Raw genomic sequence first — 13,053 nt, forward strand, 5'->3', positions numbered from 1 at the left:
GGCGACGGCGACCGTGACGGCGGAGGACGCGCGGACCAGGGTCACGCTCCTTGCGCCGCGCTGGCGGCCGGAGCCGCTGCCCGCTCGGCAGGGGAACGCGCCCGGTGCCGCCCTCCTGCTGGCCGAGGGGCCGCGGGCCGACAGCCTCGCCGACGGCCTCAGGAGGCTGGGCACCCGCTGCGTCCGGGTCACCCCGGCGCCTCATTACGCCCGCACGTCGCCCGACTCCTACGCCCTGGACACCGCACGCCCAGAGGATCTGGCACGGCTCGTCGAGGACCTGCGCGCCGAGGACCTGGTGCCCGACGCGGTGGTCCACGTCGCGCCCGACGCGTACGACGACGCCGGCACCGAGGCCAGGAGCGGTTTCCACCCCCTCCTCTGGACGGTCCGTACGCTGTGCGCCGTCCGTACGGGAGCGCCCCTGCGTCTCGTCACGGGCCATGCGGACGCACCCGCGGGCCGCCGCCCCGCGCAGCGGGCGCTGTCGGCCCTGTTGCGCACCCTCGCCCTCGAACACAGCGCCTTCGCGGCGGCGGCCGTGACCTTCGACTCGCCCGTCCGTCCCGAGGACGTCGCGGCCGCGTTGATCGCGGAAGTGCTGGCCGCCGATCCGACGGCGACGCCGCAGGACCGGTGCGCGGAAGTGCTGATGACCCAGGGGACACGCCACATCCGGGACCTGGAACCGCTGGGCGACCTCGAGGCGCTGGCTCCCGCGGCACCCGGCAGCACCGGCCCCGCCCTGCCGCTGCGGGAAGGCGGCGTCTACCTGCTGCTCGGCGGCACCGGTGCCCTGGGGCGGCGGCTCGCCCGGCACATGACCGATCAGGCCCCGGTGACGGTGGTCCTGGCAGGGCGTTCTGCTGACGCGGCAGGCGTGGACGGCGGAGCGGCCGAGGGCGCGTTCCCCGGCTCACGGATCGTGCCGTACAAGGTGGACGTGGCCGACGCCGACGACGTACGACGGCTGGTTGCCGACGTGCGGCGGAGCCACGGGCCGCTGCGTGGCGTCATCCACGCGGCCGGGACCAGGCGCGACATGCGGGCCGTGCGCAAGACGGCCGAGGACGTCGCCGCGGTGCTCGCCCCGAAGATCAAGGGAATCGTGCACATCGACGAGGCCACCGCCGGTGATCCGCTCGACTTCCTGGTCTGTTTCTCCTCCGTCGCGGCCCGCACCGGCAACCTCGGCCAGGCCGACTACGCGTACGCGAACGCCTACCTGGACGAGTTCGCCGACCGACGGGCGGAGCGCGAGCGGGCGGGAGAGCGCAACGGGCGTTCCCTCTCCGTGTGTTGGCCCCTATGGGAGGAAGGGGGCATGCAGGTGACGGATGCCACCCGCGCACTCTTCGCCCAGCGCTGGGAGAGCGTCCCGCTCGCCACCGGCAAGGGGCTGCGGGCGCTCGGCGCGGCGCTGGCGACGGACGAGAGCTGCGTGGTCGTCACCGCCTCCCCGGCAACCACCGCGGCCCCGCCCGACGTTGCGGAACCGGTGACGGTGGTTGGCGCCGCCGAGCGGGACCCGGACATCCTCCGGGACGCCACCCGGTCCGCGCTGCGCACGATGGCCGCCCGGTTCCTGCTGGTGGAGGAGCGGGAAGTGGACCTCGAAGCCGACCTCATGGACACCGGTTTCGACTCGATCTCCCTGACCGAACTGATCAGCGAGGTGAATGAGCGGTACTCCCTCGACCTGCTGCCGACCGTCCTGTTCGAGTGCACCGACCTGGACGCCTTCGCCCGATACCTGGCCGAGAACCACGGCCCGGCGGTGGCCGTGACGCTACCGCTCACGCCGCCCGTCCAGGCTGCCCCGATCGCTCCGACCGCATCGGGTGCCGCGACCGCGTTGGCTGCACCTGCCGCCCCGACCACCGCGACCACCGCAGCCGTACCCACCCTCCCAGCCGATCCCCCGCTCCACCCAGAGCCGGCCCGACCACCCGCGCCGTCCCCCGAACCGGACCCCGACGCCATCGCGGTCATCGGCATCGCGGGTGTGCTTCCCGGCGCTCCCGACCTGGACACGTTCTGGGCGCGTCTGGCCGCCGGTGACGATCTCACCGGCCCTGTCCCACCGGACCGCGCCGATCTGCTGGCGGATCCCCGTACGCGCGACGTACGCGGCGGCTTCATCGAGGACGTACGCGCCTTCGACGCAGCGCTCTTCGGCATCTCGCCCCGCGAAGCAGCGCTGATGGACCCTCAGCAGCGACTGTTCCTCCAGACGGTGCGACGCGTCTTCGAGGACGCGGGTCACGCGCCGAGCGCCTTCGGGGGAACCGCCACGGGGGTCTTCGCCGGGGTCGCCGCCAGCGACTACGACGACCTGCTCAGCAGCCATGACATCCCCGTCGAGGCACACACGGCCAGCGGTGTCGCCTCCTGCGTCCTCGCCAACCGGGTGTCGCACGTCTTCGATCTGCGCGGACCGAGCGAGGCCGTCGACACCGCTTGTTCGAGCGCGCTGGTCGCCGTCCACCGAGCCGTCAGGGCGCTGCGCTCCGGCGAGTGCGAGGCCGCCGTGGCCGGCGGGGTGAACGTGCTCCTCAGCCCCAACCTCTTCGTGGCCTTCGACCAGTCGGGGATGCTCAGCCCCGACGGGCGCTGCAAGCCCTTCGCACGGGAGGCGGACGGTTACGGACGTGGTGAGGGCGTCGGCGTCGTCCTGCTCAAACCGCTCGCCCGCGCCCGCGCCGACGGCGACCACGTGTACGCCGTCATCCGTGGCAGCGCCGTCGCCCACGGCGGCCATGCCACCTCGCTCACCGCTCCCAGTCCGCTCGCCCAGGCCCGGGTGATCACGGCGGCGCACCGCGACGCCGGCGTGCCCGTGTCCACCGTCGGCTACATCGAGACCCACGGCACGGGGACCCGGCTCGGCGACCCCGTCGAGATCGAAGGGCTCAAGAAGGCCTTCGCCCAACTGGCCTCCGAGCAGGCGGAAGGCGCACCGTCCGGTGCCACGACCGTGCTCGGTGCCGTCAAGTCCAACATCGGCCACCTGGAGGCCGCGGCAGGCATCGCGGGGCTGCTCAAAGTGGTGCTGAGTATGCGTGAGCGGCAACTCACCGCCACGCTCCACCTCGACGACACGAACGACTACGTACGGCTCGAAGGGAGCCCGTTCCGTCTCAACACACGCCTCGAACCCTGGTATCCGGCGGACGGCCCGGAGGGCACCCTCCCCTTGCGGGCCGGCGTCAGCTCCTTCGGCTTCGGCGGGACCAATGCCCATGTCGTCCTGGAGTCCGCCGACGAACCACTGCCCGCCCCGCCCACGGACGGCCCGCACCTGCTCCTGCTCTCCGCGCCCGACGACGCGGCCCTGAGGGGCTACGCGGCCCGCCTCGCGGCTTATCTGGAGACGGCCTCTGCGGGCACACTGCCTCGCCTGGCCCACACCCTGCGGACAGGCCGTGACCCCTTCCCGCACCGCTGGGCACTGGTGGCCGGCACCCCCTCCCACGCCGTCGCCGCGCTGCGTGCCCTGGCGGCGGGAGAGGACTTCCCGGGAGCCCACCGCGGCACCGCACCCCAGAGCCACGAACGGACGGACGGTGCACAACCCGCGCGCCCTGGCTCCCCGCGGGACGGGTCCCCGGCCGTGCCGGACGAGGACCCCGCCGCGTGGGTCGCGGGCCGGCCCACGCGGTTGACGACAGGCCCGACGGCCCTGCCTGCGGGCCCGGTCCGGCGGCTGGCGGGAGTGCCGGGCTTCCCCTACGCCACCACGGCGCACTGGTTCGCCGAGGCCAAGCCCTCCGCCGACCCCGCGCACACGGCGACCGCCCTGACCCAGGAGAAAACGGTGCAAGAAGAAGCTGCCGCCCCCCAGTGGCAACATGGCAGGAAGCGCCCCCGGATACGCCTCGCACCGAGCCCGCGGATCGATGACGCCCCGGAGCCCGACGACGTTCCTGCCGAGGTGCCGGACCCTCAGGCCGACCAGGAGCGGCGCGAGATCCGCGAGGCGGAACCGGTCGTGGACGTGAACGTGGTCGTGAACGTGGACGTGGACGTGGAACAGATCGTGCGGTGCGAACTGGCCGCCATCCTGGCGGTGCCGGCGGACCTGCTCGACACCACCGGGCCCTTCGCCGACCTGGGCCTCGACTCGATCTTCCGGATGGAACTCGTCCGCAGGCTCAACGACTCGCTGGCCCTGGACCTCAAGGCCGCCGAACTCTACGAGCACGATTCCGTCGAGGCACTGTGCGCGCACATCACCGCGCAATCCGGAGCGAGGACCGAAGCGGACGACCCCCGCCCTGAGGCGGCCACCACCCCACCGCCTCCCTCCGGCCCGACCTCGCACGACCAACTGCGCGCCACGATCGAGGAGCAGACCGGAAGACCGCTCGACCCCGATCGCACCTTCGCCGACAACGGTCTCACCTCCTTCGAGATGCTCCGGGTCATCAGCGCCCTTGAAGGAGCGTTCGGGACGCTCCCCAAGACCCTGCTCTTCGACGAGGAGGACCTGACCGCCCTCGCCGCGGAAGTGGAACGCCGCTTCGGCGGCGACGCACCCGCCGCACTCGCCAGGGCGCGCACAGCGGACAAGGCGAACAACGGCCCCCGCGAGACGGCAGCGACGGCAGCCGCCCGCGACGTGCAAGATCACCGGCTCCCTCAGGAGGCGGACGACACCCTGCTCCTGCTGAAGCGGGACCTCGCCCGCACCCCCGCCGCCGCGGTCCTCGCGGAACTGGACCGCCGTCACGGCAAGGAGAACGGTCTCGCGGGGCGCGACATCGCCCCGTACGCCTTGCTCGGACGCGCACGCGAAGGCTACTTCCACGTCTCGGTCCGGGGCGGCGTGCTCTTCGCCTGGAGTTACGTCGGAACCGGTGACGACTTCCCGGACCTGGCCGCCGAACTGGTCGCGTACGCGCGCCGGCACGCACTGCGCCCCAACTTCCTGTCCCTGCAACCGCTGGAGCGGGTCGCGGGCGAGCCGTTCACCGCGACACGGTTCGGCGCTCTCCAGCGCCTCGACGACCTTCCCTCGTTCACCCTGGACGGCGGCCGGATGTCCCGGCTGCGCTACATGGTCAAACGCTTCGAGCGCTCCGGGGAGGTCTCCACCGTCGGCTACCGCTCGGGCGACGACCCGGCGTGCGACGCGGAGATCGCGGAGCTTCTCGACCGCTGGACCGAGAACAAGAAGATGGTCAATCCGTACATCGAGGTCGTCCGGGAGGAGCTCCGCGACGGCCGGCTGGCGGACAGACACCGGTTGTTCCTCACCAGGCTCGACGGAGAGCTGATCAACGCGATCATCCTCACCCGGATACCCTCCGAGCCCGGCTACCTCCTGGACCTGGAGTTCTATCCGCGCGACGCGCCGTTGGGGGGCCTGGAACACACGATGGTGCGCATCATCGAGACCCTGGTCGAGGAGGGCTGCACCACTCTCAGCCTGGGCGCGAGTTTCGGCATCGCGGAGAAGGACTCCGCGAGCGCGGGGACAGGGTCGGAGCTGGAGAGGGAGCTCGCGGAACTGCGGTCCGTGGGCATCTTCGGGGAGGGCAACTTCCAGTTCAAGAACAAGTTCAGGCCGACGAACCTGCCGCTCTATCTTTGCCAGCCCACCGGAGCGGACCGCACACCGGCCTCCGACCTGATCTTGATGATCGCGGACCCCGACCTGTTCACCGCCGACGGCGCCGCCCCTTTCGACGGCGCCGCGCGTACCGCGCCCCAGGAACCGGGCCCCGGGACGGAGGACCTCGTAGCCCTGGGCCGGAAGGTTCTCACCCTGCCGCACGACACCATCGGAACGGACTTCCTCACCGACTCCTGGGCGGAGCTGGACGGCCCGGCCGTGGAGCGGAGGATGGCCACGCTCGCCGAAGCGACGGCAGGTGCCGACGGGTCGGCCGCCCACGGCCTGCCCGCTGCGGACTGGCTGCCCTTCGCGCACGCAGTCCTCGTCGGCTCGGGGCGCGCCGCGGAGCGACTGCTGTGCTCCGTCTGGTCCGGCGGCCGCGCTGAGGTGCCGCACAACGGACTCTTCCCCACCCTCACCTCGGCCCTCGTCCTCGCGGGCTTCACCCCGCGGGCGGTGGGCCGCACCCAGGACGAATCCTCCTGGTCCGGCGCGGACCCGGCCACGAAGCCACTGGCCGAGGCGCTGGCCGACCCCGCCCGGGAGATCTCGTTCGTGGCCGTCGAACTCGCCGCGAACGCCTCGGGCGGTCTGCCGGTGTCGCTCGCCGGGCTCCGCGCGGTGCGGCAGCTGGCGCAGGGGCGCGGAGTGCCGCTTCTCCTGGACGCGACCCGCGTGGTCGAGAACGCCGCCGCGGTCATCGCCCACGAGCCGGGACAGAGCGGCCGCGCGCTGTGGAGCGTCGTGCGGGACCTGCTCTCCCTCGGCGACCTGGCGACGCTCAGCCTGCCCAAGGACTTCGGCGTCACCGCCGGCGCCCTGCTGCTCATCAACGATCCGGCCCTGGCCGCGGACGCCCGCGCCCGCGTCGCCGACACCGGCCACGACCTGGCGCTGCGCTCCCGTCGGCACGCCTGCGCCGCGCTGCTCGACACAGCCGGCGTCGCGGAACTCGTCCAGCGCCGTATGACCGCCGTACGCGCGCTGTGGCGGACGCTGCACGAAGCCGGGCTGCCCGTCGGCGACCGGCCCGGCGGCCACTGCGTGCTTCTCGACCCCACCGCCCTCGACCGGTTCGCCGGTCACGAGGAACCGGCGCTCGCCTGCGTCGGACTCCTGCACCGCGAAACCGGTGTACGCGGCGCGCCGCACCTCGGAGACACCGACGAACTCAGGCGCCGGGTGCGCTTCGCCGTGCCCCTCGGAACGGAGCCGGAGGAAGCGGAGCGGGCCGGCGCGCGGATCGCCGCACTGCTCGGCGCACCGGCGCCGAGCGACACCGACCGGACAGCCCCGCAGGAGGCCGGATCCGCCGAGCCTGACGGCAATTACGAGGCCCTGCGCGCGAGTTGCCCCAGCGTCGAGCGGCACCTCATCTCTCTCCCCGACGGCGGACGTGTGGAGGCGTACACGGCGGGGGAGGGGCCGGCGCTGCTGCTCATGCCGCCGTTCAACATCGGCGCCGGCCTCTACGCGGGACAGTTCGCCGGGCTCACCGACCGCTACCGGCTGATCTGTATCCACCATCCCGGCGTCGGTGCCACCACCGGCATCACGGATCTGAGTCTGTCGTCCCTGGCCGCGACGGCCCGCACCGCGCTCGAACTCCTCGGCGAGGACGGGCCGGTGCACGTGGCCGGAGCGTCCTTCGGTGGCCTCGGCGCCCTCACCTACGCCCTGGACCACCCGGGCCGCTGCGCCTCCCTGACCCTCATCGGCAGCTCCTACCGGATCGGCAACCGCGCGGGCGGCCTCGACCGGCTGGACATCGTCGGCAGGCACGACTTCGACGCGGTGGTCCAGGGCCCCGACGGCGCCCGCCTCGCTGCACAGCGGACGGACCTGGAGCAGACGCTCCTGCGCTGCGAGAGCATGGATCCGCGTACGGGGCTGAGGTACCTGGAGGTGTTCGGTCTCCGCCCCGATCTGCTCGGCAGGCTCGGGGACATCGCGGTGTCGACGCTCATTGTGCAGGGCGCCTTGGACACCGTCATCCCGCTCAAGACCGCCCACCTCCTGCACGGCGCCATCCCTGGCGCCCGCTACGCGGAACTGCCCGGAGCCGGGCACTTCCCCTCCCTCACCCACGCCACCGAACTCAACGACCTGCTGGCCGGCTTCCTGACCGAGAGGGGACGGGAGGAGACATGACGAGCGCGGAACACACACGCGCCCCCGCGCGCCCGAAAGCCACGTGGACCCCCGCCGGAGTGGACCACATCGACGCCACCACGGTCGTGCGCACCGAACGGGTCACCCCGGGGATGTGCGGCCCCACCTCGCTGTTCGCCGCACGCCTCGGCGACTGGACGTGGGACGCGGTCACCGCCGCGACCGGCACCGACGTGTACGACGCCCGCGGCGAGGACGGGTCGCCCGTCTACCTCTCCTTCTCCTATTTCCGCATCCGCGGGAGCCGGGTCCTGCACCCGCTCTCCCTGGGATTCGGCGACCGGATCCACGTGGTGTCCGGAGTTTTCGGAGAGGGCAGCGAGTCGGTCCTCACGCTGCACCGTCTCCGGCGCGACGACGGCTCGCCGCCGCGCCCCCTCGATCCGGTCGCCTTCCACACCGAGCCGGACCCCGGCGACCTGCGCGTAGAGAACTTCAACCGCTGGATCGCACGGAGCCGTGACGGCAGCAACAAGGGGCTGGTGCGCGCCGCGCCCGTAGGGTTCAGCCACCGCCATCTCGCCGTCGTCCCGCGGGAGTTCTCACCGCGTCTGGCCTACGCGCACGCACGGGACAACGGCACCTTCCTCGACGGGCCGCCCGGGGGGCACGACGCGGTCGTCACGGGGTTCACGGTCGACTATCCGGTGGAGGCCAGCCGGGATCTCAACGGGGTGGGGCTCCTGTACTTCGCGTCGTACTTCGCCATGCTCGACTGGGCGCTGCTGCGGCTCTGGGCCCATCTGGGGCGCGGCGAGCGGGAGTTTCGCGACCGGGTGGTCCTCGACCAGCGGATCTGTTACCTCGGCAACGCCGACGCGGACACCACGATCCGTCTCACGCTGAGCTTGTGGCGCAACGCCGCCGATCCGGCCGAGGAACGCGTCGAGGCGGTCCTGCACGACGTCGGACGGGACACCGCCCTGGCGGTGGCCGAGCTGAAGGTCGCCGGCGGGAGGCCGGGCCGATGACACTCCGAGAGGAGACAACCGTGACGGCACGCGCCCGAATCGAGGAAGTGGTGACGGAAACGGTCCTCGACATCCTGCCCGGTCTCGACAAGGACCGTGTCAGGGGCAGCGCCCACCTGCGGGACCTGGGGGCCGACTCGGTCGACCGGGTCGAGATCATCGTCGGCCTCCTGGACCGCCTGGCCATCCAGGAGCCCTTGGCGAGCTTCGCCGACCTGCCCGACATCGACGCCCTGACCGACCTGTTGCACCAGCTGCTGCGCGAGAGGAGCGGCCGGTGACGGCCCACGACCCGCACGACACCCCCGCCCCGGTACCGGCGGGCGAAGGGGTGCCCGTGCCCCGCTTCGGCATCGAGGCGCTCAACGTCCACTGCGGCGTGGCGCGCATCCCGGTGCCCGCCCTCTTCGCCGGCCGCGGTCTCGACCTTGCGCGCCTCGACAACCTGATGATGAACAACAAGTCCGTCGCCCTGCCCTGCGAGGACCCGGTCACCCACGCCGTCAACGCGGCCCGTCCGCTGCTCGACCGCATGACACCGGCCGGGCGCGAGGCGATCGAACTGCTCGTCACCTCCACCGAGTCGGGGATCGACTACAGCAAATCGGTCGCGTCCTACGTCCATGAGTACCTGGGGCTCAGCCGCCACTGCCGCGTCCTGGAGGTCAAACAGGCCTGCTACGGTGCCACGGCGGCGCTCCAGCTCGCCGCCGCACACATCGCCTCCGGACTGTCGCCCGGCGCCAAGGCTCTGGTGATCGGCACGGACGTCTCCCTGGTCGACGAGGGAGCGCAGTACACCGAACCCGCCATGGGAACGGGGGCCGCCGCCCTCGTCGTAGGGGACGATCCTCGTGTACTAGCCCTGGACCCCGGGGCGTCCGGCACCTACAGCTACGAGACGTTCGACTCCGCCCGTCCCGGCCCCACCTTCGACGTGGCCGACGCCGACCGCTCGCTCTTCGCCTACCTGGACTGTCTGAGCGGCAGCTTCGGCGCCTACGCGGAGCGGGTGGAAGGCGCCGACTTCACCACCACCTTCGACCACCTCGCGATGCACACCCCGTTCGCCGGGCTCGTCCGGGCGGCGCACCGCAAGATGCTCCGGGAGAGTGCCGGAGTACGCTCGCCCGAGGCCGTCGAGGAGGACTTCGCCCGCCGGGTCGCCCCGGCGCTGGCCTACCCGCGCGAAGTCGGCAACCTGTGCTCGGGCTCCCTCTACCTCGCGCTGGCCGGATTGCTGGAGACGGCCCGGCCCCGCCCCGGGGCCAGAGTGGGCCTGTTCTCGTACGGCTCCGGATGCGCCTCGGAGTTCTACAGCGGCGTCGTCGACGCACGCGCCCAGCGGGAGATGGCCGCGCTGGAGATCGGCCGGTCCCTCGCCGCCCGCAGCGAGCTGACGTTCGACGAGTACACCGAGCTGCTGGCCGAGACGCGCTCCTGCCTTGTTCCCGAACGTGAACGACGCATCGACGTGGACCGCTACGTGCCGCTGCTCGACAGCTTCACCAAGGAGCGCGAGCTGCTGCTGCACACCGGCATCGACGGCTTCCACCGCACGTACACCTGGCACTCCGCCGACCGCTGACCCGGACACCCGGTCCCAACCGGCCGAACCGAGAAGAGAGAAGGCATCCCTTGGACGAGACCACGGCTTTCGAAGCCGTCCGCAGCAGCACGCTGGAGGTGCTGCCCGAGCTCGACCCCGCAGCGGTGACGCTCGACGGTTCACTCAGCGACCTGGGTGCCAACAGCATCGACCGCACCGAGATCACCACCCTGGCCATGGAACGGCTCGACATCACCGTGCCGGTGACCGAGTTCCACGCCGTGCGGGACATCGCCTCTCTGGTCGAACTGTTGCGGAAATACGGCTGATGACGCGGCCCGTGCTGGTCACCGGGCTCGGGGTGCGCTGCTCCACGGCCCGTGACGTGCCGGCGTTCACCGCGGCGCTGCGCGCGGGGACCTGCGGCATCCGCACCGTAGACGGCGACGCCCTCGACCCTGGCCCGCGCACACTGGCCCCGCTCGACGACTTCGACCTCGACACCGAACTCGCGGCGCTGCCCGGGGTGCCGGCGGCCCTGCGCCGCTCGGGGTCCCGGGCCGCGAGGCGGTCACCGCAGCCGGTGCGCAGCGCATTGCTGACGGCCCTCGAAGCCTGGCTGGACGCGGGCCTCCACACCGCCCCGGTGCCCGGCGACAGGATCGCGCTCGTCGTCGGGGGAACCAACCTCTCGTCCCGCTACGTCTACGAGCAGCACTCCGTGCACGACCGGCGGCCGGCCCACCTCGCGGCCCGCTACGCCCTGCACGTCCAGGACACCGACCATGTCGCCACCCTCAGTCAGGTGCTCGGCGTGACGGGGGAGGGGTGTGTCGTGGGGGCGTCGTCGGCGAGCGGCGGGGCGGCCGTCGTCCAGGCCGCCCGCCTCATCGAGTGCGGCGCGGCCGACGTGGCCCTGGCCGTGGGCGCGCTCGGCAGGCTCGGCCCGCTGGAGTGGCAGGGGCTCGCCACCCTGGGCGCCCTGGCCGCACCGGCGGTGGGTGGCGCGGACGGCTGGGTGTGCCGCCCCTTCGACGTCGATCGCCGGGGGTTCGTACCCGGGGAGGGGGCGGCATGTCTCGTCCTGGAGAGCGCCGACTCGGCACGGGCGCGGGGCGCCGCCGGGCTCGCGCGGCTGACCGGGTACGCGCAGCGGCTGGACGCCAACAGCCTCAGCGATCCGAGTGTCGCGGGGGAGGCCCGCACGATGAACGCGGCTCTGGGCAGGGCTCAGCTGGAGGCGGGCGCCCTGGACTACGTGAACGCGCACGCCACCGGGACCGCCGCCGGCGACGACGCGGAACTCGCGGCCCTGCGGCAGGTGTTGGGCGAGTCGGCGGGGCGCCCCTGGCTGAACGCGACGAAGGCCCTGGTGGGCCACTGTCTGAGCGCGGCGGGGGTGCTGGAGGCGGTGGCCACGGTCGTTCAGCTGCGGGCGGGGTTCGTGCATCCCAATCCGGCGCTGCGGCGGCCGGTGGACGGGGCTCTCCGGTACGCCGGGCGGACGGCGGAGACCGCCCGGCTTGAGCACGCGATGACCACGAGCTTCGGTTTCGGCGGCTTCAACACCGCGCTCGTACTGCGCCGTTGCTGAGCCGGACGGCAGTTCAGCCGCCCTGGTGCGCCGCGTCCGTCAGCGGTTGACCAGCTCGAAGGCGACGGCGGGCACGCCTCCGAACCTCTCTCCCGTCTGGGCGTACTGGCCGGTCACAGGGGCGCGTACGTCTCCGGTGAAGCCCAGCCCGGAGAGGTACGTCCGGTGTGCCTCCATCGAGGCGACCGCGGCTTCCACGCCGTCGCTCACGTCGACCGCGTGGGTCGGTTCGGGCGACGCCATCATGGCCACGTGGCGCACCCCCGCCCAGGGTTCCTCGTCCACGTCGGGGAAGATCCAGCGGTTTCCGGCGTCGCCGACGGCATCGAGGAGGGCGCGTCCGGCGGCGCGGTGGTCGGCGGTGTTCCATTTGGCCGTGGACGTGGTGTCCCGGTGGTTGTACCCCACGACCAGCTGTGGCCTGGCCCGCCGGATCGCGGCGGCGATGTCACGGCGCAGCCGGGGGCCGTAGGTGACGGTGCCGTCGGGATGGTCCAGGAACTCGACCGCGGTGACACCGACCGCCTCGGCGCCGGCGCGCTGTTCGGCCTCACGGACCTTCGCGCACTCCTCGGGCGCCAGCCCGTCGATGCCCGCCTCGCCTCGCGTCAGCAGGAGATACCCCACCGACTTGCCCCCGGCCGTCCAGGTGGCGATCGCGCCGGAGCCCCCGAACTCGATGTCGTCGGGGTGGGCGACCACGCAGAGTGCGGTGGTCCAGTCGTCAGGGAAGGGAGTGAGTTGGCTCGTCATGGACGCAGAGTGACGGGCGAAGGGGATGGTGTCTGCCTCGGAGTGAGCAGTTCCTGGACGCGGGCCGCGGTATGCGTCGCGCAGAGCGAGGCATTGCTCTCCGCGCAGAAGCGGAGTTCCAGATACCGCGTAGAGCGAGGGGTTTGCCAACGGACAGCGTAGGGGCAGCTCTCTGGGCGTGATCACTGCAGTCCGCGCGGCATCTGTTTTCACTGGAATATTTCCAATCTCTGCTCAAATCTGAGCAGTTGCCGTCGCATCTCAGCCACTAGCCTGCTGTGCGTAGGGTGACGCCTTAGGGAAAGGGGGCCGGGATGTCAACAGTGCGGCGTCTTGCGATGAGCGGGTTTAACGGCTAAGGCGCCCTTCCATGCCGCGCGTCCCCACGGGGTAC

At 72.2% G+C, this 13,053-nt stretch carries 7 protein-coding genes; 6 read left to right on the plus strand and 1 reads right to left on the minus strand.

From position 1 onward, the window contains the following. Positions 1 to 13: 13 nt before the first annotated feature. The 6 genes from ACFWPS_RS26000 to ACFWPS_RS26025 are packed head-to-tail and all read left to right on the plus strand — an operon-like array spanning position 14 to position 11,906. Positions 14 to 7,771 (plus strand): alpha/beta fold hydrolase, encoded by a 7,758-nt coding sequence (locus tag ACFWPS_RS26000; RefSeq protein ID WP_383708573.1) that lies wholly within the window; start codon positions 14 to 16, stop codon positions 7,769 to 7,771. Continuing rightward, a complete protein-coding gene (locus ACFWPS_RS26005; protein WP_383708574.1) occupies positions 7,768 to 8,763 on the plus strand; it encodes an LnmK family bifunctional acyltransferase/decarboxylase in 996 nt (331 codons plus the stop codon). Before ACFWPS_RS26000 ends, ACFWPS_RS26005 begins: the two co-directional genes overlap by 4 nt. 20 nt (positions 8,764 to 8,783) lie before the next feature. Next, positions 8,784 to 9,044, plus strand: a complete 261-nt coding sequence (locus ACFWPS_RS26010; protein ID WP_383708575.1) for a phosphopantetheine-binding protein — start codon at positions 8,784 to 8,786, stop codon at positions 9,042 to 9,044. Next, positions 9,041 to 10,351 carry a hydroxymethylglutaryl-CoA synthase family protein gene (locus ACFWPS_RS26015; protein ID WP_383708576.1) on the plus strand — a complete coding sequence of 437 codons (1,311 nt, stop codon included), beginning with the start codon at positions 9,041 to 9,043 and terminating at the stop codon, positions 10,349 to 10,351. Before ACFWPS_RS26010 ends, ACFWPS_RS26015 begins: the two co-directional genes overlap by 4 nt. 50 nt (positions 10,352 to 10,401) lie before the next feature. Beyond that, positions 10,402 to 10,641 (plus strand): phosphopantetheine-binding protein, encoded by a 240-nt coding sequence (locus tag ACFWPS_RS26020; RefSeq protein WP_356260658.1) that lies wholly within the window; start codon positions 10,402 to 10,404, stop codon positions 10,639 to 10,641. Further along, positions 10,641 to 11,906, plus strand: a complete 1,266-nt coding sequence (locus ACFWPS_RS26025; RefSeq protein ID WP_383708577.1) for a beta-ketoacyl synthase N-terminal-like domain-containing protein — start codon at positions 10,641 to 10,643, stop codon at positions 11,904 to 11,906. The genes ACFWPS_RS26020 and ACFWPS_RS26025 overlap by 1 nt, the downstream gene beginning before the upstream one ends. 39 nt (positions 11,907 to 11,945) lie before the next feature. On the opposite strand, the gene ACFWPS_RS26030 is transcribed toward ACFWPS_RS26025, so the two are convergent. Next, positions 11,946 to 12,659 (minus strand): PIG-L deacetylase family protein, encoded by a 714-nt coding sequence (locus ACFWPS_RS26030; RefSeq protein WP_383708578.1) that lies wholly within the window; start codon positions 12,657 to 12,659, stop codon positions 11,946 to 11,948. Between the last annotated feature and the right edge of the window lie 394 nt (positions 12,660 to 13,053).

Source organism: Streptomyces sp. NPDC058457 (assembly GCF_042720695.1).
GTDB lineage: Bacteria > Actinomycetota > Actinomycetes > Streptomycetales > Streptomycetaceae > Streptomyces.

Coding starts and splice junctions, on each gene's coding strand:
- ACFWPS_RS26005 (WP_383708574.1), top strand. CDS start 7,768: ATGACGAGCGCGGAACACACACGCGCCCCCGCGCGCCCGAAAGCCACG.
- ACFWPS_RS26025 (WP_383708577.1), top strand. CDS start 10,641: ATGACGCGGCCCGTGCTGGTCACCGGGCTCGGGGTGCGCTGCTCCACG.
- ACFWPS_RS26030 (WP_383708578.1), bottom strand. CDS start 12,659: ATGACGAGCCAACTCACTCCCTTCCCTGACGACTGGACCACCGCACTC.